The 21,729-nt window shown below is 31.6% G+C and carries 23 protein-coding genes and 2 pseudogenes; 21 read left to right on the top strand and 4 right to left on the bottom strand.

Annotation, left to right across the window (positions count from 1 at the left end; translation table 11 throughout):
• Positions 1-62 precede the first annotated feature (62 nt).
• A pseudogene (locus tag KA845_RS05470) lies at positions 63-428 on the top strand (helix-turn-helix transcriptional regulator); the annotation flags it as partial.
• Here the strand turns inward: KA845_RS05470 and KA845_RS05465 are convergent.
• Positions 386-1,153 (bottom strand): alpha/beta fold hydrolase, encoded by a 768-nt coding sequence (locus tag KA845_RS05465; protein ID WP_107517540.1) that lies wholly within the window; start codon positions 1,151-1,153, stop codon positions 386-388. The pseudogene KA845_RS05470 and the gene KA845_RS05465 sit on opposite strands and share 43 nt — an antisense overlap.
• Before the next feature lie 92 nt (positions 1,154-1,245).
• Here KA845_RS05465 and KA845_RS05460 point away from each other — a divergent pair, with 92 nt between their 5' ends.
• On the top strand, positions 1,246-1,554 hold the full coding sequence (locus tag KA845_RS05460) for an SLC5/6 family protein (protein WP_228481663.1): 309 nt from the start codon (positions 1,246-1,248) through the stop codon (positions 1,552-1,554).
• Positions 1,555-1,684: 130 nt separating this feature from the next.
• On the opposite strand, the gene KA845_RS05455 is transcribed toward KA845_RS05460, so the two are convergent.
• Positions 1,685-2,689, bottom strand: coding sequence for an NADP-dependent oxidoreductase (locus KA845_RS05455; protein ID WP_002511731.1), 1,005 nt, complete (start codon positions 2,687-2,689; stop codon positions 1,685-1,687).
• 189 nt (positions 2,690-2,878) lie between these two features.
• On the opposite strand from KA845_RS05455, the gene KA845_RS05450 reads away from it, so the two are divergent.
• Positions 2,879-3,220, top strand: a complete 342-nt coding sequence (locus tag KA845_RS05450; protein ID WP_002506307.1) for a helix-turn-helix domain-containing protein — start codon at positions 2,879-2,881, stop codon at positions 3,218-3,220.
• Between the two features lie 72 nt (positions 3,221-3,292).
• Entirely contained in the window at positions 3,293-3,652 is a 360-nt protein-coding gene (locus KA845_RS05445) for a DUF1304 domain-containing protein (RefSeq protein WP_002511730.1), read from the top strand.
• A 72-nt stretch (positions 3,653-3,724) separates the two neighbouring features.
• Here KA845_RS05445 and KA845_RS05440 read toward each other — a convergent pair whose 3' ends face one another.
• The gene (locus KA845_RS05440; protein WP_210127843.1) at positions 3,725-4,489 is read right to left on the bottom strand and encodes a 2OG-Fe dioxygenase family protein; all 765 of its coding nucleotides are present in this window, start codon (positions 4,487-4,489) and stop codon (positions 3,725-3,727) included.
• Between the two features lie 498 nt (positions 4,490-4,987).
• Here KA845_RS05440 and KA845_RS05435 point away from each other — a divergent pair.
• The 10 genes and pseudogenes from KA845_RS05435 to KA845_RS05395 all read left to right on the top strand — a co-directional run.
• Positions 4,988-5,158, top strand: a pseudogene (locus KA845_RS05435) (copper-transporting ATPase); the annotation flags it as partial.
• 17 nt (positions 5,159-5,175) lie between these two features.
• Complete coding sequence (locus KA845_RS05430) at positions 5,176-5,721, top strand: YdhK family protein (RefSeq protein WP_000592150.1); 546 nt, start codon at positions 5,176-5,178, stop codon at positions 5,719-5,721.
• 964 nt (positions 5,722-6,685) lie between these two features.
• Positions 6,686-6,829, top strand: coding sequence for a hypothetical protein (locus tag KA845_RS13160; RefSeq protein ID WP_369946216.1), 144 nt, complete (start codon positions 6,686-6,688; stop codon positions 6,827-6,829).
• 196 nt (positions 6,830-7,025) lie between these two features.
• Complete coding sequence (locus KA845_RS05425; RefSeq protein ID WP_167868192.1) at positions 7,026-8,525, top strand: NAD-dependent epimerase/dehydratase family protein; 1,500 nt, start codon at positions 7,026-7,028, stop codon at positions 8,523-8,525.
• 49 nt (positions 8,526-8,574) lie between these two features.
• Complete coding sequence (locus KA845_RS05420; protein ID WP_210127842.1) at positions 8,575-9,075, top strand: TspO/MBR family protein; 501 nt, start codon at positions 8,575-8,577, stop codon at positions 9,073-9,075.
• A 4-nt stretch (positions 9,076-9,079) separates the two neighbouring features.
• The gene (locus KA845_RS05415) at positions 9,080-9,553 is read left to right on the top strand and encodes a glycosyl-4,4'-diaponeurosporenoate acyltransferase CrtO family protein (RefSeq protein WP_210127841.1); all 474 of its coding nucleotides are present in this window, start codon (positions 9,080-9,082) and stop codon (positions 9,551-9,553) included.
• On the top strand, positions 9,554-11,044 hold the full coding sequence (locus KA845_RS05410; RefSeq protein ID WP_210127840.1) for a phytoene desaturase family protein: 1,491 nt from the start codon (positions 9,554-9,556) through the stop codon (positions 11,042-11,044).
• Between the two features lie 66 nt (positions 11,045-11,110).
• Positions 11,111-12,154, top strand: coding sequence for a glycosyltransferase family 2 protein (locus KA845_RS05405; RefSeq protein ID WP_245338052.1), 1,044 nt, complete (start codon positions 11,111-11,113; stop codon positions 12,152-12,154).
• 55 nt (positions 12,155-12,209) lie between these two features.
• Positions 12,210-13,091 carry a phytoene/squalene synthase family protein gene (locus KA845_RS05400; protein ID WP_103388346.1) on the top strand — a complete coding sequence of 294 codons (882 nt, stop codon included), beginning with the start codon at positions 12,210-12,212 and terminating at the stop codon, positions 13,089-13,091.
• Positions 13,088-14,593, top strand: a complete 1,506-nt coding sequence (locus KA845_RS05395) for a phytoene desaturase family protein (protein WP_103388345.1) — start codon at positions 13,088-13,090, stop codon at positions 14,591-14,593. The genes KA845_RS05400 and KA845_RS05395 overlap by 4 nt, the downstream gene beginning before the upstream one ends.
• Positions 14,594-14,769: 176 nt before the next feature.
• Here KA845_RS05395 and KA845_RS05390 read toward each other — a convergent pair whose 3' ends face one another.
• Positions 14,770-15,195, bottom strand: a complete 426-nt coding sequence (locus tag KA845_RS05390) for a pyridoxamine 5'-phosphate oxidase family protein (protein WP_103388344.1) — start codon at positions 15,193-15,195, stop codon at positions 14,770-14,772.
• Positions 15,196-15,420: 225 nt separating this feature from the next.
• Here KA845_RS05390 and KA845_RS05385 point away from each other — a divergent pair, with 225 nt between their 5' ends.
• The 7 genes from KA845_RS05385 (at position 15,421) to KA845_RS05355 (ending at position 21,729) form a co-directional block, all read left to right on the top strand.
• Positions 15,421-16,794: a cryptochrome/photolyase family protein gene (locus KA845_RS05385; RefSeq protein WP_103388343.1), complete on the top strand. Its 1,374-nt coding sequence runs from the start codon at positions 15,421-15,423 to the stop codon at positions 16,792-16,794.
• Positions 16,795-16,824: 30 nt separating this feature from the next.
• Positions 16,825-17,256, top strand: a complete 432-nt coding sequence (locus KA845_RS05380; protein ID WP_103388342.1) for an antibiotic biosynthesis monooxygenase family protein — start codon at positions 16,825-16,827, stop codon at positions 17,254-17,256.
• A 212-nt stretch (positions 17,257-17,468) separates the two neighbouring features.
• Positions 17,469-17,897 carry an Rrf2 family transcriptional regulator gene (locus KA845_RS05375; protein ID WP_103388341.1) on the top strand — a complete coding sequence of 143 codons (429 nt, stop codon included), beginning with the start codon at positions 17,469-17,471 and terminating at the stop codon, positions 17,895-17,897.
• Positions 17,898-18,136: 239 nt separating this feature from the next.
• On the top strand, positions 18,137-18,775 hold the full coding sequence (locus tag KA845_RS05370; protein WP_103388340.1) for an NAD(P)-dependent oxidoreductase: 639 nt from the start codon (positions 18,137-18,139) through the stop codon (positions 18,773-18,775).
• Between the two features lie 276 nt (positions 18,776-19,051).
• Positions 19,052-19,486, top strand: coding sequence for a GNAT family N-acetyltransferase (locus KA845_RS05365; RefSeq protein ID WP_103388339.1), 435 nt, complete (start codon positions 19,052-19,054; stop codon positions 19,484-19,486).
• Positions 19,455-19,628: a hypothetical protein gene (locus KA845_RS05360; protein WP_021459566.1), complete on the top strand. Its 174-nt coding sequence runs from the start codon at positions 19,455-19,457 to the stop codon at positions 19,626-19,628. The genes KA845_RS05365 and KA845_RS05360 overlap by 32 nt, the downstream gene beginning before the upstream one ends.
• A gap of 349 nt (positions 19,629-19,977) precedes the next feature.
• Positions 19,978-21,729, top strand: coding sequence for a sensor histidine kinase (locus KA845_RS05355; RefSeq protein ID WP_103388338.1), 1,752 nt, complete (start codon positions 19,978-19,980; stop codon positions 21,727-21,729).

Here is a 21,729-nt window from a genome sequence, read left to right as displayed (position 1 = left end):
AGCATTGAAGAAACATGTTCTTAAAATACGTGATGAGAATTTACATGAAAGAGGTAAACATTATGGCTAAATTAGATAATGTACTTGCTATTCTATGGATGCTTAGTTCAGATAAGAAGGTTACTGCAAAGCAAATTTCAGATAAGCTAGAAATGAATATAAGAACGGTGTATCGTTATATGGATACACTTTCAAAGAGTGGCGTGCCTATAATTTCAGATACTGGACATAATGGTGGCTACATGCTGTTAAATGATTTTATTGAAGCACCTTTGTTTTTTGATGCGGATGAGACGAAGTCACTGATTCATGCTACGATTTTTGCGGAAAAAACAGGTTACTATGGTGGCGATGCTTTGGAATATGCGATTGCAAAGCTGAAAAGTCATTCTAATGAGGAACAGTTGCAGGAAATTGAGGCTAATGTGCAATTTTTTATATGAGGAATTTCATTACTCATTAGTTCAGATATATCTTGAAAATCTTGAACATCATACTCACCATTAATAATTAATACAGGGACTTGAATATTTTTTATCTGTAAGATATTATCCTTCGTTTCTATTTCCTCGCAAGAATAATCTAATTCGGGTTTAGTTAAAAATTCCGTCTGCATATCAACAACTAATTGCTTCACATCTGTATTGATAAGTTCTGGAGACCTATTTCTTAGTATCCAAGTTTTATAGTTAAACAGTGCTATTTCTTCTATTTTACCTTCTTGTAATAGTTTTTCTTCTTCTTCTTCATATTCTTGTAGGAAAGACGAATCTTCCCACCCACCTAAAGCTGGAGACAAAAGTGCTAAGCTCAGACACTTTTCTGAGTGGTCTAGATAAAAATCAATAGCTATTTTCCCACCAAATGAAGCTGCTAAAATATGAGTGTGATTGATATCTAGATGTGTAAGTATTTCATTAATAATATTACTATAAGAGTAATTTCCTCCTGTGAAATCACTTAAGCCGAATCCAGGAAGGTCAAGCCTAACTACTCGATATTTTTCTGATAATAAGTGGAATTCATTATCCCACATACGTGAATCTGCAATTCCAGCATGAAGTAATAATATATTCTCACCATTACCTTTTGATTCAAAATAAATATTAGCCCCCGTAGCATTAAAGATTCCTTTAGTTTCATTTGTTTGCATAATCTACTAACCTGCCTTATAAAAGTTATTTAGTTAAGTGTAGCTAATTTATAGTTTTATTATACTATAAGCTAAAGTATAGTAAACTTTCAGTGTTAATCGTAGCTGTGATTTCTTTAGTATTGGCGCTTATGATCCCAGGATTAGTAGATCTTATGGTAACAGGTACTGCAATGTCAGTTTCAGGCTTACTTGCGCCAGTGATGTTCGGTCTATTTTGGAAAAAACCTACGAAGCTTGCAGGTAACATTGCAATGTGGAGTGGGCTTGGTTCAGCAGTGATATGGCAAATACTAGGTCATCCGTTTGGTCTACATCCAATCTTAATTGGGTTGCCACTATCAATAATTATGTTATTACTTGTAACATTCTTTGGTAAAAAAGATTACGCAACAGTTTAAGCAAACAGTTCACCAAAAACTTTATAAAAAATAACAAAATCTCACTCATCTTATTTGATGAGTGAGATTTTTATTATAAGCTAATTGTGTTTTTTATCTCATATACTTTTATATTAGATTATATCTCAAGTTATTCCTCTGATATTTTAACCACTTGTTTACCGAAGTTTTCACCAGAAAATAGTTTTCTAAATGCATTAGGCAATTGATCAAAACCTTCATCGATTGTTACTTGTGATTTTATTTTATCTTCAGCTACCCATTTGGCAAGTTGTTCGCTTGCTTCTTTAAAATGCTCTGCAAACTGTCCTACTACAAAACCTTGCATTAGGGCTTGGCTTTTAACTAGTGTTTCCTGAATTCTTGGTCCCATTTCAGTTTGCGTATTATTGTAAGTTGAGATTGCACCACAAACAGGTACACGTGCAAATGTATTTAAATGTTTGAAAACTTCATCTGATAATTTTCCACCGACGTTTTCGTAATATACATCAATACCATTTGGTACAGATGCGGCAAGTTGTGCTTCAAAATCATCGCCTTTATAATCAACAGCCGCATCAAAGCCTAATGTGTCTGTTAAATATTGTGTTTTTTCTTTTCCACCGGCAATGCCAACTACTTTTGCGCCTTTTATTTTAGCAATTTGTCCTACTACAGACCCTACAGCGCCGGAAGCAGCAGATACAACAACTGTTTCTCCTGCTTTTGGTTTACCTATTTCCAACAAACCAGTATATGCTGTCATACCTGGCATTCCTAAAATGCTTAAGTATAAATGTAGAGGAACTTCTGTGGAAGGTATTTTAGTCACTTGATTAGCATCAGTAGTGATTATTCTTTGCCAAGGTAAGACACCCGTAACATAATCTCCTTCTTCCAAGTATTCTACTTCGGATTTTATAACTTTCGCTAAAACATGCCCATCAATTGGTTTGCCGATTTCATAAGGTTTAACGTAACTTTTTGAATCATTCATTCTTCCGCGCATATAAGGATCCACAGAAATATAAATAGATTTTAATTGTACTTCACCCGTACTAGGTTCTGCTGTTTGGATTGCTTCGTATTTAAAAGTGTCATCTTTAGGTAATCCTTCTGGTCTTTCGTTTAATACAATTTGTTCATTTTGCATAATAATCCTCCGTTTTACTGTTTTTTAATTAGTGTTTAAACTGACTTGCTTAAATAAAATTATTTCTTGTAATAATGATTGCTATTGAAGTATAAAAATCAAAGCTTTTTAATTGTTTTTCCTCCTCTTGTGTGGTTATATAATAATATAACAGTTAAACCTTAGTTTAAGAGAAGGGATGTGCTTACATTGGAAAAATTTTATATTGATCAAGTAGCAAGCATATGTGATATAAGTAAAAGTAAATTAAGATTTTATGAAAAAAAGGAGATATTAAAATTTATAGAAAGAGACACTAATAATAAAAGGCTCTATAGTAAAGATGATATTGAAATGATAAAATTCATAAAATGTTTAAGTAATTTGAATATGAGTTTAAAAGAAATCAAAAAAAATACAGGTATGCTATATGATAATGAAATAGATATAAAAACAATATTAGAAGTACATTTAGGGGTTTTGAATAACCAAAAAGAAGTATTGAACAAAAGAATTGGAGTTATTGAAGGAGAGTTACTTCAAATCACTTAATTTATTACTCCCCAGTTAAAGTTGTGATATTAATATATGGAAAGTTCATTTGAAAAAGAGGTGTATTCATTTATGAGTATTGTTACAGTAATTTTAGTTTTATTAGTTGCTATTGAATTTATATATATAATGATATTACAAACGATTAAAACGACTTCCCTTAGAACTAGTAAAATATTCAATATTAAGCAGGAAGAATTAAAAAAGCCCAATTTAAAGGTTCTTATGAAAAACCAAGGTGTATACAATGGACTTCTGGGTGTGATGTTATTATATGCGCTGTTCTTTTCCCATAATCCTAGAGAATTAATTACTTGTATTTTAATTTATATCATTTTAGTTGCTATATATGGGACAATTACTAGTCAAAAATCTATAATTTTAAAACAAGGCGGGCTCCCTATAATCGCACTTATTTCATTGCTTTTTTAGTTTGAATTTAACTTATTGCCGTAATGATGAACTTTAAAATCCCCCTACTGTTATACAAGTAGGGGGATTTTATTATTCATCGACATCTGCAACAACTGTTTGTTGGTAATCAATTAATATGACAGATCTAAGACCTGTACCTTGTTCTGATCCTTTTTCAACTGGACTTACATAATGACTTACATTAGGGTCGTAAACGCCGTAGGATTCTAAAGGGTTCTCCATTTCAAAAACTTCTATTATATTGTTTTCATCAGTATCTTCCGGATTATTCCCAGCAGCTTCCGGTACAGCGATAGCATTCGTTCCACCAACAATATTCTTTCTTTCAATTAAATGAGCAAAAGTAAACGGCTCTCCGTCTTGGTGTAAACAGTTCGGTGAGGAAACAGCTTTATCTCCGTCATTTTCTACATACAATTTAACGAAATGCACACCCACATGAATCGGTAAAATTTTATCCTCTTCGTTCCAAAACGTTTCATGATAGTTGGCTATTATAATATCGTTCAACAATTTATTACTTCTTATATTTTCATCAATAGAATGGAATTCTCTATATGAGCCAGAATGTTCTGGATTAAACTTCCCTTGAAAATACGCAGAATAATCAACGCCATTTCTTTCAATGGTAGGAAGCCAAAAAACATCTTCTGTGCCAGGTAACACGATTGCTCTAGAGTATCTTCTATATTTATTAAGGTTAGGGGCATAATCATCTTCAGGTAGATCAGCAAAGTACGCTAATATTTCATTATAATCTTGTTCAATACCCTCATAATTTAAACTTTTCATTAAATCATATCTTGAATAACCATCTTTTTGTAATTTATTCATTATTCAATAGTATCCTTTCTGTTTTTAAATCTAATAATGTTTGAATGTCCGTACTAATTGCGTTCAATTGTTCATGATTCTTATATATGTGACTTAATAATCTCTTTTATATTTTATACCATTGTAAGTAGCAAACACAAATATCGATAAATTTTGATTTCCTAAAAATAAACAAAAACATTTTACCGATTTAATCCGACTATTCTTATATCATTTACCATTTTGGCGTTGACGAAGTATATAATATTCGCTATATTTACTAGCATATATATTATCTGAAAATTCTATATATTGAGAATTTTCATCTTAGGAAATGAGTAAAGTAATTCAAAAAATATTAAATTAAATTTTAAAATTTCCTCAACAGTCACTATTAAGCACAACGAAACTACATTTAGGAGGAAAAACATATGCCGAAGAAGCAGATACATTTTAATGGATTTGTTCAAAACTCACCATCCCCACATTCATCTGGATTATGGAAACATGACAAAGACCAAGGTGCAAAACTTATGGTGGGGTGCAGGTTATAATATTGTTGCTGTACCTTTAGCAGCCGGTGTTTTAGCATTTATCGGCTTGATTTTATCACCTGCAATAGGTGCTATTTTAATGTCACTAAGTACGGTTATTGTTGCAATTAATGCCTTTACATTAAAATTAAAATAAAAGATAGGAGTTTTATTATGATTAAAAAATTATTTTTTATGATATTAGGATCATTACTAATATTATCAGCTTGCTCCAATAATGATGAAAAAGATAAAGACACTAATGACCAAAAAAGTGAGAGCCATATGAAGCATAATGATGAAAGTAAAGTTCCAGAAGATATGAAATCGACTAATGAGGGTGAATTTAAAGTGGGAGATAAAGTAACGATTACAGCAGGGCATATGCCAGGTATGAAAGGTGCAGAAGCTACTGTAAAAGGTGCGTATAAAACATATGCCTATGTTGTAAGTTATAAACCCACAAATGGAAATGAAAAAGTAAACAATCATAAATGGGTCGTAAACGAAGAGATTAAAGATGCACCTAAAGATGGATTTAGTAAGGGCGATACTGTTAAATTAGAAGCAAGTCATATGTCTGGTATGAAAGGTGCTACAGCCAATATAGATAACGTGAAAAAGACTACTGTTTACGTAGTTGATTACAAATCCAAAGATAATGGTAAAATCATTAAAAATCATAAATGGATGACAGGAAATGAGCTGAAAGCACGATAAAAATCTAGTTCTAAATTGAGAAATAAATAGATATAAAAATATCCTCCTTAATCAATAATTTAAATAACTTATTATTGTTAAGGAGGATATTTTTTAGTGTGTAAATTAAAAAGAATTTTAGAAGAATAACATTTATCAAAAAACTGTTCATTACCTTATTAATTGAAATTATATAATTAAAAACCGCATCATTAACCGATACGCAGAAGCGTATCATAAATAAAGTTAAAGAAGAGATGATGAATAATAATATTTATTATACATTTTCCGGAAAATCTTAGAAGGGTTAATTAAATTGATTAAACCTAAAGAGATAGTTCAATTTTCAAAGCCATGACTTTCGGCAGTTATATTTGTTGTTTTTATACATGTTCAAGTAGCAAATTTCACTGACTATAGTGAAGATTTTTTGAGCTATTTCATATTGGAATTGGACAATTAGGTTTACTTTTTCGATATAGCTTCGCATTCTTATTGTCTGGTCTTGTTTGCTTTATTTACTTGCACTATTATAAAAAAGCGATGAAAAAAATAAGGATCATTATATAAAAGGTGAAGTCTGTTGTTACTTTTGTGATATTTTTTATGGCAAAAGCTTGAATATATGAGTTTATTAGGATTTAGATTTTTAATATTTTGGTGTGTAAATTAGTTGATAAATAATAGTATCATACAATTGAATTTGCATACATGAATGCTTTACATGATCAGCTCCCATTTAATTACTCTATATTAGAAAACTGATTCATTTTTTGATTTGAAAAAAATCATGAAATCGAGTATTGGCAAAATATATTATTTAATCGCATGAATCTTCTAATTCGAAATTATACATACACGATGTTCTACTATAATCAAGATATAGTTGATGAAATTTAGTATAAGTCACCTGGTTCAAAAGGATCAGCAGTTGAATTTTTCGTGATTTTAAAATTGGGAAAATACTTTTCAAGAATATCAAGATATATTGAATTCTGGTTTAAATACAGAATGGTTATATAGCGCTAAAGCAAATATGATATTAATTCCAGCTTATACAGGAAAGGGGAAAGAGTTTTTTTACACTAGTGACATCATTAAAGCAAGTAAGATTATCCCTTTTTTCTAGACAATTGTGATAATTTCGTAGAGTTATTTCATAATTCGTGCTAATAAAGATTGAAAAGTTTTAAAAAGGGTACAACATTAAGTAAGAGACTTGGAGCTCTTGTCAATTAAGATAATGAGCAAGTGAGCTCGTTACGTAAAAGATGAGCTGAGGTAAAGTTTACCTGCTCATCTTTTTCTATTTGGAGGCTAAATATATGAAAAAAATATTATTAACAGGCGCTTCGGGATATATCGGTAGTCACTTAATGAATAAATTAAAAGATAACTATGAAATTATAGCTATTTCTAGAAATATAGAAAATAAATCAAATGAACACAATGTTACTTGGAAGGCAGCTGACTTGTTTGATTTAAATGAAATCACTGAGGTAATGGAGGACATTGATATCGCTATATATCTTGTCCATTCTATGATGCCTTCAGCTAAGTTGACGCAGGCGAGCTTTGAAGATATGGATGCATTATTAGCTGATAATTTTGCTAAAGCCGCAAGTTATAACAAAGTTCAGCATATTGTATTTATGAGTGGTTTGATACCTAATACAAATGAATTATCACCACATTTAAGAAGCCGTTTAGAGTGCGAACAGATTTTAGGATCATATGGTGTACCAGTAAGTACTTTAAGAGCTGGTTTGATTATAGGCTCTAAAGGAAGTTCTTACCCTATATTAAAAAAATTAGTAGAAAGATTACCTGGCCTGTTACTACCAAAATGGGCTTATAATACAACATTGCCAGTTGCAATAGACGACGTGATTGACGGTTTATATAAAATTGTAGAGCGTAATCCAAATGAGAACGAATCGATAGATATTGGTGGACCTAGTCATATGACTTATAAAGATCTGTTCAAGCAAACTGCAGAGGTACTAGATAAACGATTACCTACGATAGATTTGCCTATTATTCCCATTTGGCTAAGTAAATATTGGGTGAAACTTATTTCAGGTGTTCCAAAAGAAATGGTCTATCCGTTAATGGATAGCTTAATTCATGATATGATTAGAAATGATGAAAATATTGTGAAAGACATTTCTATAGGCAAGATTGATTATAAGGAAAGTGTGCGTAATGCCTTGGAAGAAGAAACTAAGACACAAAAGAAAGGGAAGTCATCACGTAAGGGCGATATTAAAGATGTTAGAGCAATATCAAGGGTAGTCTTACCTAAAGATGTAAATATGATTCAATTGGCAGAATCATATGCAAATTTTTTAAATAGAATTACATTAAATGTCGTTAATAGTGATTTTAACGAAGATAACTTTACGATTAGTGTGCCGTGTTTAAATAAGGACTTACTATTATTAAGTAAAGATTTTAAAGCTTCTAATAATGAGAGAATTTTATATCGAATTGTTGGTGGAGATTTCGCTTTAGATTCAGATGGTGGTAATGCGAGATTAGAGTTTAGAAGATTACCTAATAGTGACGCATGTATCATAGCGTTACAAGAATATGAACCGACGTTACCTTGGTGGGTATATAAGTATACCCAAGCAAAAGTGCATAAAAGTGTAATGAATCTTTTTAAATTCAAGATTAATAGCCAAAAAACTAATAAAGGAGAATACTTTAATATGAAGAAGTTTATTTTGCCAATTGTTATTACAGGTGCAATTGTTTTGAAAGTATATGGATTGAAAAAGTATTTAGCTAGAAAAAATAACATGTCCAATGCCGAACTGTAACGGCTAAAATAAAGGCTAGTTACTTTTACAAAAAAAGAGGGGATCAACTATGAAAGTAAACGAGATAATTAAAACAATTATAAAAGTTATAACACCAATTACAGGTGGTAAATTTATAGGGAAATTTGCAGTGAAAAACGCGCGAAAAGATTATAAAAATAATGTTAAACCACCTTTTTCACCACCCGGCTATGTCTTTCCAATTGTGTGGCCAATACTTTATACAACGATGGGCGTAGCTTATGCATTAGTGACTAATAAATCTACTAGTAAGGCTTTGAAAGGTGCTTATTACTCACAATTAAGCCTGAATTATCTATGGTCGATATTATACTTCAAATATAAATTACGCTTTAGTGCGTTGATAGAGAGTGTTGTATTACTGGGCGCAGTAGTTACAACAACTGTAAAATTTTTCAATGTAAAAAAAGTTGCTGGCATTTTACTAGTTCCATATATGATTTGGAGCGCTTTTGCTACTTATTTAACAGCTGGTAATTGGTATTTAAATAAAGATAACCCAAGCTATACAGCGAAATCTGAGCATTAAATTGATGAAAAAGATTATATATATTGCGCTATATTGGTTTATAGTTCAAATGATTATTGCTCAACTTGGTACTCGTATTAGTTATAAGTTCTTAGAAAAAGATAATAACTATTTTCGAAGTTGGAATTTTGAACAAGAGGGTCAATTATGGCAACAATTAGTTAAAGTGCAATATTGGAAAGATTATTTGCCAGACGGTCAAAATCTTAACCCTAATATCAGTAGTAAAGCGACTTTCGATTTATCTAAAAATATGAATGATATACAGCGATTTATATTAGAAACTAGACGTGCAGAGGTGGTTCATCTGCTATCCATATTTCCTGTTATTGCGTTTTTTAAAGCGTCAAAAAGTGTTAAAATAATTAATTTTATATATGTCATTATAGCTAATGTGCCTTGTATGATTGTTCAGCGCTATAATCGCCCTAAGTTAATACGTATTTATAATAAATTACAAAAAAGAAAAGGTGATTAAATGGGAAATAAGAAAGTGGTTGTCATAGGAGGTGGCTTGGGAGGGATTGCTAGCGCAATTTGTATGGCTCAAGCAGGCTACCAAGTGGATTTATATGAACAAAATAAGCATATCGGTGGAAAGGTAAATAGATTAGACATAGATGACTATGGATTTGATCTCGGTCCATCAATTTTAACCATGCCTAAAGTATTTCAACGCTTATTTCAACGATGTGATGAAAGGCTAGAAGATTATGTTAGCATTCGTAAGTTAAGTTTACAGATTAGAAACGTTTATCCAGATGGCCAAATTTTAGATTTATATGAATCCATGGAAGATACGTTAACAAATAATGAATCGTTAACAAATAAAGATATAGAGCAACTTTCTTCGTTTTTTAGTTACGCACAAAAGATACATCAAGTTGCTGAAAAAAGCTACTTTGGTAAGGGATTAGATACTATGTTTGCAATTATTCGTTATCATGGTCCGTTTTCAGCTTTAAAGCAATTCGATTATTTTCATACAATGCAACAAGCCATTAATAAAAGGGTGGATAACCCATATTTAAGAGAAATGCTAGGTTATTTCATAAAATATGTAGGCTCCTCATCTTATGATGCTCCGGCTGTATTGAGTTTATTACCTCAAATGCAACATGAGGAAGGTTTGTGGTACGTAGATGGTGGCATTCATAAGTTAGCGGAAGCGATGGAACAATTAGCGAGAAAATTAGGTGTGGGCATACATTTTAACACCCCTGTAAAACGTATCAATTATAATAGTCAAAATAAGGTGACAGGGATAACAATAGAAAGTAATAAGGAAATATATGCAGATTACATTATATCTAATATGGAAGTAATCCCTGTTTATAAGTATTTATTGAATTTTGATGCAAACCAAATAAACAAATTGGAACGTAAATTTGAGCCAGCTAGTTCAGGTTATGTCATGCATCTTGGTGTGGACAAAAGTTATCCAGAGCTTCAACATCATAACTTTTTCTTTTCAAGTAATTCTAAAGTTAATTATGATCAAGTTTTTCACCAGTATGTTTTGCCTGAAGATCCGACTATTTATGTAGTGAATACAAATAAAACAGATAAGACACAGGCGCCAGAGGGACACGAGAATATAAAAATATTGCCACACATACCTTACATTCAGCATAAACCATTTAGTGAAGCAGAATATCTGCAATTCCAAGAACGTATATTGGATAAATTAGAGTCCATGGGCTTGAAAGATTTGAGAAAGCACATTGTATATGAAGACGTATGGACACCACATGATATAGAAAATACATACAATTCTAATAAAGGAGCTATCTATGGCGTAGTCTCCAATAAGAAGAAAAATAAAGGTTTTAAATTTCCTAAAAAAAGTCAGTACTTCAAAAATTTGTACTTTGTAGGTGGTTCTGTAAATCCTGGCGCTGGTATGCCTATGGTTACTTTGAGTGGTATGCAAGTAGCAGAAGCTATTATTAATGGAGAAAGTAGTTGAGGCTGAATGATACTTTATATAATAGCAATAGTATTGACGATACTATCACTAATAAGTGGAATGTGTATGTATGCGCGTCGAGCGATTATAAATAACTTCGGAAAAGAAAGAGGTCAGACAGCCGTCAGTGTTATTGTACCTGCTAGAAATGAAGCGGAGAACTTACCTAAATTACTTAACAGTATAAGTGAAGAGCAAGAAATAGAAGTAATTGTTATGGATGATGGTTCAACTGATGAGACACAAGTTGTTGCTAGATATTATGGTGCGAGCGTATATATTGTTGAAAATGATACTACATGGCAAGGTAAGTCACATGCTTGTTGGCAAGGTAGCAAATATGCAACGCATGATTTATTGATGTTTGTTGATGCTGATGTTCAGTTTGCTTGTGATGATAGTATTCAAAATATAGCCAATCAATATGATTTACAAGGTGGTAAAGGTTTGTTATCAATACAACCTTATCACAAGATAAAAAAGCTATATGAAAATATATCGGCGATTTTTAATTTAATGACAATCGTAGGTATGAATCAATTTTCAATCACGAAATCAGCAAATAATGAGCAAGGCGCGTTTGGACCAGTCCTTGTGACAAATAAGCAAGATTATAAATTGACACAAGGACATTTGAAAGCTAAAAATCAAATCATTGAAGGCTTTGCAATAAGTAAGGCATATCATAAATATGATTTGCCAGTTAATTTGTACGAGGGCCAAGATGTGGTCAATTTTAGAATGTATTCTCAAGGATATAAAGCGCTATTAGAGGGTTGGAGTAAACACTTTGCACTTGGCTCTCAAATAACTAAAAAATCCACACTTATGTTTGTGATTTTATGGTTATTTGGTTCACTTGGAGCAATTTTAGCAGTGCTTTTGTCAATTAATTTAGGTTTATTATATATATTATTAGCTATTACTTTATATTTTATATATGCGCTACAGTTTCATATATTTATTCGAAGAACAGGAAGTTTTAATCTCATTGCGAGTTTATGTCATCCATTGCTTTTTACATGCTTTGTCGCAATATTTTTTAAATCATGGTTAGATGTAAATGTGTTCAAACGTACACTTTGGAAAGGCCGTAGAATAGATTTATAACTTTAGTTTATATATAAGTGCTAAGTAGTTTTAGGCATACTGAGGAGGCCAATAAATGAATCAACTAGAGAGAGATTATAACCACTGTCATAATATAATGAAAACACATTCGAAAACGTTCTCATATGCCTTTGATTTTTTGGATTTAAAAAGGAAAAAAGCAATTTGGGCTATTTATGCAGTTTGCAGAATTATAGATGACAGTATTGATAAATACAAAGACCTTGAGCAATTAAACGGCATAGCTAGAGATTTAGATGTGATTTATAGCGATTGTGATTATATTCAAGCGTATCAAAGTGATGCAGCTATTATGAATGCTTTAAGTAATACATTGAATACATATTCAATACCTAAAAAACCTTTTGAATCTTTAATTCAATATGTGAAAGAAGATTTAGTTTTAAAAGAAATGAAAACTGATTCAGATTTATATGAGTATTGCTATGGTGTGGCAGGTACTGTCGGTGAATTGTTAACTCCTATATTAACTTCATCAAATGAAAATAATTTCGAGCAAGCTGAAGAAGCTGCGATTGCTTTAGGCAAGGCAATGCAAATAACTAATATTTTAAGAGATGTCGGCGAAGATTTTCAAAATGGAAGAATTTATCTAAGTGTAGAAAAATTAGCTCAATATCGAGTTAATCTACATTCTATATATTATGAAGGAGTTACGCCAAATTATATAGAACTGTGGGAAAGTTACGCTACAGAGGCAGTTAGGTTATATGATATTGCATTAAACAGTATTAATTATTTTGACGAAGAGGTACGTTACATTATCGAATTAGCTGCGATAGCTTATCATGAAATACTTGTGGAAGTAAGGAAGGCAAACTATACGTTGCATAAGAAAGTATATGTAAGCAAATTGAAAAAAATGAAAATTTATCGTGAACTTAGTGCGAAATATAATAGGAGTGAAACATTATGAAGATTGCAGTTATAGGCGGCGGGGTTTCAGGTTTAGCTGCAGCTTCAAGATTAGCAGCAAACGGTCACCAAGTAGATTTATATGAAAAGAACCAACAAATAGGTGGCAGGATGAATCAGATCAAGCAAGATGGATTTACATTTGATATGGGACCAACCATCGTAATGATGCCTGAGATTTATCGAGACGTTTTTAATTACGCTCAAAAAAATATGAATGATTACTTGGAAATTAAACAATTATCACATATATATGATGTTTATTTTAGTGAAACAGATCAAATTCGCGTTCCTACAGATCTTGCTCAATTAAGAGATATGCTTGAAAGTATTGAACCTAACTCTACGCATGGTTTTATGTCCTTTTTAACAGATATATACGAAAGATACGAAATAGCACGAAAATATTTTCTAGAACGTACGTTTAGGAAACCTACGGATTTTTATAATCCTTTTACTATATATCAAGGTATGAAACTCAAAACATTTGATAAAGCAGATAATTTAATTGAAAAATATGTTGATAATGAAAAAATCCAAAAGATTTTAGCGTTTCAAACATTATATATAGGTATCGACCCTAAACGAAGCCCGTCATTGTATTCAATTATACCCATGATAGAGTTAATGTTTGGCGTTCACTTTATAAAAGGTGGTATGTATAGCTTTGTCAGAGCGCTTCAAACGCTAAATGAAGAATTAGGTACTCAAATTTATACCAACGCAAACGTTGAAGAAATTATCATTGATAGTAGGTATAAGCGTGCGGAGGGACTAAAAGTAAACGGACATATAGAAAAGTATGACAAAATGATTTGTACTGCTGATTTTCCATATGCTACTTCATCTTTAATTAAAAATGAACATCATCCTAAGAAGTATACGACACAGAAAATTGATAATATGGACTATTCTTGTTCTGCCTTTTTAATGTATATAGGGGTTGATAAAGATTTATCCGAAGAAATTTTGTTACATAATGTTATATTTTCAAAGGATTTTGATAGTAATATCAATGAAATATTTTCCGGGGAAATATCCCAAGATCCATCAATATATGTATACGCTCCTAGTGTGGAAGATCAGTCGTTAGCGCCAGAAGGTCAAACAGGTATTTATGTGCTGATGCCCGTTTCAGAATTGAAAACAGGTGATACGGATTGGTCTGATGAGTCAACAATCACACAAGTGAAAGATATTATTTACAATAAGCTTTCTACGATTAAAGCGTTAAAAGATTTGAAAAAGCAAGTTGTGACAGAAATTATTTATACGCCTAAGGATTTTGAAGGAGATTATAATGCTAAATTTGGAGCAGCCTTTGGTTTAATGCCTACTTTAGCGCAAAGTAACTATTACAGACCACCTAATGTGAGCAGAGATTACAAAAATTTGTATTTTGCTGGAGCTAGTGTTCATCCAGGGGCAGGCGTACCAATTGTATTGACGAGCGCTAAAATTACAGTTGATGCTATGTTAGCAGATATTAATGATGGTATATAAAAAACGGGAGTGGGACAGAAATCAAATTTTCTAATATAAATTTCGTAGTCCCACCCCGGCAAGGGTGACTAGGATTGAAAAAAGCTTGATATAATCGCATTTTCAATTCAGTCACCTACTGCCAAATTGAAAACGAGCCTGAGACATCTATTTATGTCCCAGGCTCGCCTTTTTAACTAATCAAACGTGATGGTTTGAGGTGTGTCTAATTTTTTATCGTTCATAATCTTTATGGATTTAGGAGTTATTTTAATCACACACAAGTTTGGATCATCCTTAGAGTCAAAAAAGGACTTATCTTGTTTGTTCCAAATCCAATCAATAGTCTCTTGATCTTTCAGTATTTCAGCATTAGCATCAATTTCTAGAAAACTACGATTATTCGTTTCATCGTAACCTATAAGTACGTGAGCTTTGGGATTATCTTTAAATTCAGCAATTTTTTTAGACTCAATGCTTGTCTTAGTATAAAGTGTGTGTCCATCATTATAAAATACCATGTATCTACTATTAGGTGTATTGTTATGTGCAGTAGATAGGACACCTATTTTTGATGTATTTAATATATTTTCAATTTCATTTTGTAATTGTTCGTTATTCATAATTTAATCACCTCTGATAATAATATACCCTGAAGTTGCCTATAATATGTACAGTGTTAACATTGGTTTTGTTTTTTTAGTGAATTATACACAAGTTATAATGGGTATATGATTGAAAAATATCATTCTAAGTTAAAGGACGATTATAATAGTGAGAGTCTTTAATATACAAATTCAGCTATTTCGATAAAGTTATTATGTAAAAATAATCTGGGAGGCAATAAAATGCATTTAGGAGTCATACTTAACAGAGTTTTTAGAACGAAAGATAATCCACTGTTTCATTATATAGTGAAGCACCAAAATGAAATAAATAAATTGTATTTTATTTTACCTTTAGAAGATTTAACTGACGCATCAGAAGTCAAACGTGATTATTATCATAAAGTTGTAAAAGGGTTTGTAAATGCGTTAGATAAGTATGACATACAACCTTATATTGTCACGTATGACAAGTTAGGTGACTTAGCTGATACATTGGCGTTATCTCATGTATTAGTAGCAAAAGATATTATGAGTTATCACAAGGAAATATATGACTATCCTCATGTAAAACAAGCTTTTGAAAACCATCGAGTTACAGTAATTGGACAACGTGTGAATCATTATTTTGAACCAACAAAGACTTTTAATAAACAACAACAGCCTTATAAAGTGTTTACCAGTTTTTATAAAGCAAATCGTCAAGATTTAGTACGTACCCCTAAGAAAAGTTATCAAGTTAAGCAGTTGGCTCAAATTGCGGAAAAGGGTTTAAATCAAAGTGATCTAAAATTCACAAACAGTAAAGATGCAGAAAAGTTAGCACGTAAAGCTTGGGATGATTTTTTAAATGGTGACATAGTTCGTTATGATAAATTGACTGACGATGTAACCCAAGATTTTGTAAGTGGATTAGGTAGATCTTTAGCCTATGGACTACTCGATATTCGTGAAATTATAAATGATTTACTTGAAGGTTACGATAGTGATGAAACAAATTATGAAGCTTTTATAAGAGAAGTTATATTCCGTGAATTTTATTATGTATTAATGACACAATATCCAGAAACTGCAACTAAATCCTTTTCTGAAAAGTGTCGAAGTATGGAATGGTCTTATAATAAAGCGCATTTTGAAGTATGGAGAAAAGGCCAAACTGGCTTTCCAATCGTTGATGCCGCAATGAAGAAACTAAATCGTACAGGATATATGCATAATCGTTTGAGAATGGTCGTATCTCAATTTTTAACGAAAAATTTATTTATTGATTGGACTTGGGGTGAGGACTACTTTAGACAGTATTTGATAGATTATGATAATGCATCTAATGTACATGGTTGGCAATGGTCAGCATCAACGGGGACGGACGCAGTGCCTTATTTCAGAATGTTTAATCCTATACGTCAAAGTGAGCGTTTCGATGCGCAAGGTTATTTTATTAAAACACAACTAGAAATATTTAATGATGTGATTAGTAAGTATATTCATGATCCAACTAAATATAAGAGTAAGTTACAAGAACTTTATCATATTGAAATTGGAAAAGATTATCCAGAGGCTATTGTGAATCATAAAGATAGTAGAGCTTATGTTATGGATAAATTTAAGCAATTGTGACATGTCAGTCATTAAAAAGGAGTGATTCATTTGTTGAACAATGAAATGCATCGTATTTATTTAGACGTAAATAATAATGAGGTAACTATTAATAGATTTAATGTCGCATATAAATATACTATATTAGAACAAATTAATGATTTGCCTCAATATGGTTATGCAGTTTTAAATCATCTATATGTTAATCCTGGTCTAGAAGAAGACTTTGAACGTATTTTCTTAAATAGAGATAAGCACTTAAGGAATACTAAAGGGTTTGAAAATCTATTGTTTTTAAAGCCACATCGTACACATGAACATTATGTTATTATTACGTTTTGGCATGACGAAGCAGCTTACAAGCATTGGCAAGCGTCTCAGGAATATAAAGCCTCTCATAAAAATAGAGGAACTAGACAAGGCGCTGATAAATCCATTGTAAATAGAAAGCTATCATTTAATATTAGTTTAGAATTAAAATAATACAAATTTTGAATCAAATGAATATCCTTACGAATATGTAGGTGAGTTAAAGTTATTTAAATACTAACTTGCCTATTTTTTTAAGCAATATAAAAGGTTTAGTAAAATCACTGATAGGGAGGAGCATATCATATGTAACTTAAAATACTCAATACAATTCTATTGACTGTAACTAAAGTTGTAACTATAATGGTTACATGAGGAGGTTAATAATGAAAATAAGCAGCCGTTTTACTGTAGCTGTTCATATATTAGCTTTATTAAAGATAGAAAAAGAATATACTTTAACATCAAGTCAAATCGCAGAAAGTGTTAATACGAATCCTGTAGTTATTCGAAGATTGATGGGGAAACTTAAAGATGCTGGTTTTATTGAAGTGTCACGTGGTAATTCAGGCGTTAGGTTATTGAAATCACTAGATGAGATTACATTGTTTGATGTTTATAAAGCTGTGGAAGTTGTTGAACAAGGACATCTATTCCAAATACATGAAGATACTAATATCAATTGTACGGTTGGTGCAAATATTCAAATTGTGTTGGAAGTTATTTTAGAAAATGCTCAGGATGCAATGGAAGCTGTATTAAAAAGTGTAACACTAGACAATATTGTTAATAAAATTCTAGTGAATAACGGATAATTTTATCCGTATAACCAACATGTAACTGTAACCATTACAATTACAACTAAATGTATTCGATAAATTTTATGAAAAATGCCGTAACCACCTTAGTTCAAGACAATATTACTGAAGGTTTGCAATGTGGTCTTGATGCCACTTCTTGTTAGAGTGTGAGCTAAACAGTGAGAATCATTATTTAAATCAAATTTGGATTTGTTTTAAATATTTTATAATTACAAAATTAGGAGGAATTTATTATGAAAATTGGAATTATTGGAGCAACTGGTAAAGTAGGTAGTCTTGTATTAGAAGAAGCGATTGGCAGAGGTCATGATGTAACGGCAATTGTTAGAAATGCTGCAAAAGTATCAAATAAAAATGTAAACGTCATAGAAAAAGAAATATATGATATTACTTCAGAAGACTTAAAAGATTTAGATGTAGTAGTAAATGCTTTTGGTGCACCACTTGGTGAAGAAGAAGCACATGTAACAGCAGGTCGTGCATTAATTGAAGCATTACAAGGCACAAATACAAGAGCAATTATCGTAGGTGGCGCTGGTAGCTTATATGTAGATGAAGCACAAACAACTAAATTGATTGAGACACCAGAATTTCCTGAAATATTTGTACCAACAGCAACAGGCCAAGGCAGAAATTTACAAGATTTAGAAGCGGCACAAGATATAACTTGGACATTCGTGAGCCCATCTGCTGACTTTAATGCAGAAGGTGCCAGAACAGGTAGTTATCAAGCAGGTAAAGATAATCTATTAGTTAACTCAAAGGGTAATAGTTATATTAGTTATGCTGACTTTGCAATTGCAATTATAGACGAAGTTGAAAATGCACAACATAAAAACGAACGTTTTACAGTAGTTGGAGAAGAACAATAACAATAAGTAAAAACATTAACTTTAATGTTCAGAGAAAGAAAATCATGATCTTCGTATAACAATATTAAAGTAGTAGAATATCCCATTACCTGAGCTGATACTTATAATGAGTATCAGCTCATTTTTAAATTAACAGCGTCATATTAAGGGATTAAAAACCATGATATACAAAATAAATCATAGTAATTCGGAATTATTATAAAGTTAGCATTTAATAAATGGATTAAGTCTGCTATCATAGATGAAATTTAATTATATTGTGTTAGGGGTGATGTTATGATTAAAAAATTAGAAAATATGGATTCTGAGTTAATAGAAAAGATTTCATATATATGGTTGAACTCCAATTTAGATGCGCATGACTTTATAAAACGTGACTATTGGGTTGATAACTTTACTAAAGTAAAAACAATGTTCCCAGATTCAACAATTTATGTGTACTATGCTGATAACCAAATTGTCGGATTTGCTGGCTTATATGAACAATACATTGCAGGTATTTTTATTATAGAAAATTACCGCAATAAAGGTATAGGAAGGTTAATTCTGGAAAGATTAAAAAAAGATTATAATGCACTTAACCTACATGTATATGAGAAAAATCAAGGAGCTATGCGTTTTTATACCAAACACCATTTTGAAATAAGATCTAAGGAATTTGAAGCAGAAACTCAAGAATATGAGTATTTTATGGAATGGCATAGTCATTGAATATAAAAATAACGGAACATTAGATGCAATTTATAAAGATTTAACTTCAGTGATTACAGAATCTACAAAACGTAAAACATTCGTACCAGTGAGTGGCCTAGTATTAAATGTATTGCATAATTCAATGGACGATGAAAAATAATATTGTATTGCAAAATAAAGACTATTTTATATGGTCTTTATTTTTTTAATGATTTATGTGAAAAAATAACAAATATGGTAGAAGGACTATACAATGATGTTGTGAGTTAACTTTTAATAATGACAATTATATATATCCATAGTTGAAACCCTAATTTAGTAAAGTTGTGATACTGGCATCATCATATATTTCTTTTCGGATAAGTCAATGTTCGATACAATTATATGTGGTAATTCTTGATATTATGATAAATATGATTTGTGCTTTTATATGTCTAAGAATGAATTTACACAATATATTTTAGTTATTGATATATAGCTCTAGCTAATAAAAATTATAAGGATACGTTATGTTAAATTTATTTATACTTCTACTTGAACGTGTAGGTTTAATCATTTTGATTGCCTATATTTTAATGAACATCAATCATTTTAAAACAATGATGAACGAGCGTGAAAAGCGACGTTCACAATGGCAATTAATTATTATTTTTGGTTGCTTTTCCATGATTTCAAACTTCACAGGTATACAAATACGTGGTGATGAAATTATTAATGGCACAATTTATAACCATCTTGATCCCGAGGCCTCTTTAGCCAATACACGTGTCTTGACTATAGGTGTATCTGGGCTTATCGGTGGACCGTTTGTAGCTTTAGCAGTTGCTTTAATTTCAGGTATATATCGTGTTTACATTGGTGGTGCAGATGCATATATCTATTTGATTTCTTCTATTGTCATAGCAATCGTTTCTGGTTACTTTGGTTATAAGGCCATGCGAGCTAAACGTTATCCTACCATTGTCAAAGGTGCTTTAATTGGAGGCACTACAGAAATTATTCAAATGCTGTGTATTCTCACTTTTTCCAATAACACTGATCATGCTTGGATATTAGTTAAACTCATAGCAATTCCAATGATCTCTATAAATTCTATCGGTACTGCCATATTCTTATCTATTATTTTATCTACCATTAAACAAGAAGAAAAAACTCGAGCGATACAAACACACGATGTCTTACAACTTGCTAATCAAACATTACCTTATTTCCGTTCTGGTTTGAATGAGCAATCAGCGAAAAAAGCTGCTGAGATTATACTTGATTTAATGCGTGTATCTGCAGTTGCTATTACTAATCGTAAAGATATTTTGACCCATGTTGGTGTAGCAAGTGACCATCATGTTGCACAAAAAGCCATTATTACTAATTTATCTAAACGTGCTATTCAATCTGGTACTTTAAAAGAAGCATATTCGAGTGAAGACATAGGTTGTAATCACCCAGGGTGTCCTTTAGAAGCAGCTATTGTTGTACCTTTACGAGTGAAAAATGATGTTGTGGGTACATTGAAATTATATTTTACTAACAAATATGATGTGAACGTTTCTGATAAACAGTTAGCAACAGGACTTGCAGAAATCTTTTCAAGCCAACTTGAATTAGGTCAAGCAGAAGCGCAAAGCGCACTAATACGTGATGCTGAAATTAAATCATTACAAGCACAAGTGAATCCGCATTTTTTCTTTAACGCAATTAATACTATTTCAGCGTTAGTACGCATTGATAGTGAAAAAGCACGTGAGTTACTCTTACAACTTAGTCAATTTTTCCGATCAAATTTACAAGGCGCGCGCAACAACACCATTTCTTTAGAAAATGAATTGCAACAAGTTGAATCTTATTTATCTTTAGAGCAAGCACGATACCCAGACCGATTTAATGTATCTTTTGATATTGATGAAAGTTGTTATGGTGCACTGGTTCCACCCTTTGCGATACAAATACTTGTTGAAAATGCTATCAAACATGCTTTTAAAAACAGAAAAAATAATAATGAAATTATTGTCAAAGCACACAAATTTCAAACTGGCCTTGTGATTTCTGTAACTGACAATGGCTACGGTATTCCTACTGAAAAACTTAATAAAATTGGCAAAACCAGTGTTTATTCAGAATCTGGTACTGGAAGTGCGCTAGAAAACTTAAATCACAGGTTAGAAGGGCTGTTTGGTCATGATGCAAGTCTTCACATTCTATCTAATCAACACGGTACAACTGTGAGTTCCACAATCCCGTACCATAATATAGAGGAGGAATAA

Origin of the sequence: Staphylococcus sp. GDX8P114P-2 (assembly GCF_017892945.1) — a bacterium.
Classification (GTDB): domain Bacteria; phylum Bacillota; class Bacilli; order Staphylococcales; family Staphylococcaceae; genus Staphylococcus; species Staphylococcus arlettae.
This window is presented reverse-complemented; position numbering and strand designations above follow the sequence as displayed.

Bases quoted from the DNA above. Each gene is read 5' to 3' on its own strand.
- KA845_RS05420 (WP_210127842.1), top strand. From the start codon at position 8,575: ATGAAAGTAAACGAGATAATTAAAACAATTATAAAAGTTATAACACCA.
- KA845_RS05440 (WP_210127843.1), bottom strand. From the start codon at position 4,489: ATGAATAAATTACAAAAAGATGGTTATTCAAGATATGATTTAATGAAA.
- KA845_RS05355 (WP_103388338.1), top strand. From the start codon at position 19,978: ATGTTAAATTTATTTATACTTCTACTTGAACGTGTAGGTTTAATCATT.
- KA845_RS05425 (WP_167868192.1), top strand. From the start codon at position 7,026: ATGAAAAAAATATTATTAACAGGCGCTTCGGGATATATCGGTAGTCAC.
- KA845_RS05400 (WP_103388346.1), top strand. From the start codon at position 12,210: ATGAATCAACTAGAGAGAGATTATAACCACTGTCATAATATAATGAAA.
- KA845_RS05465 (WP_107517540.1), bottom strand. From the start codon at position 1,153: ATGCAAACAAATGAAACTAAAGGAATCTTTAATGCTACGGGGGCTAAT.
- KA845_RS05375 (WP_103388341.1), top strand. From the start codon at position 17,469: ATGAAAATAAGCAGCCGTTTTACTGTAGCTGTTCATATATTAGCTTTA.
- KA845_RS05395 (WP_103388345.1), top strand. From the start codon at position 13,088: ATGAAGATTGCAGTTATAGGCGGCGGGGTTTCAGGTTTAGCTGCAGCT.
- KA845_RS05360 (WP_021459566.1), top strand. From the start codon at position 19,455: ATGAGTATTTTATGGAATGGCATAGTCATTGAATATAAAAATAACGGA.
- KA845_RS05455 (WP_002511731.1), bottom strand. From the start codon at position 2,689: ATGCAAAATGAACAAATTGTATTAAACGAAAGACCAGAAGGATTACCT.
- KA845_RS05370 (WP_103388340.1), top strand. From the start codon at position 18,137: ATGAAAATTGGAATTATTGGAGCAACTGGTAAAGTAGGTAGTCTTGTA.
- KA845_RS05405 (WP_245338052.1), top strand. From the start codon at position 11,111: ATGTATGCGCGTCGAGCGATTATAAATAACTTCGGAAAAGAAAGAGGT.
- KA845_RS05445 (WP_002511730.1), top strand. From the start codon at position 3,293: ATGAGTATTGTTACAGTAATTTTAGTTTTATTAGTTGCTATTGAATTT.
- KA845_RS05430 (WP_000592150.1), top strand. From the start codon at position 5,176: ATGATTAAAAAATTATTTTTTATGATATTAGGATCATTACTAATATTA.
- KA845_RS05415 (WP_210127841.1), top strand. From the start codon at position 9,080: ATGAAAAAGATTATATATATTGCGCTATATTGGTTTATAGTTCAAATG.
- KA845_RS05410 (WP_210127840.1), top strand. From the start codon at position 9,554: ATGGGAAATAAGAAAGTGGTTGTCATAGGAGGTGGCTTGGGAGGGATT.
- KA845_RS05390 (WP_103388344.1), bottom strand. From the start codon at position 15,195: ATGAATAACGAACAATTACAAAATGAAATTGAAAATATATTAAATACA.
- KA845_RS05365 (WP_103388339.1), top strand. From the start codon at position 19,052: ATGATTAAAAAATTAGAAAATATGGATTCTGAGTTAATAGAAAAGATT.
- KA845_RS05385 (WP_103388343.1), top strand. From the start codon at position 15,421: ATGCATTTAGGAGTCATACTTAACAGAGTTTTTAGAACGAAAGATAAT.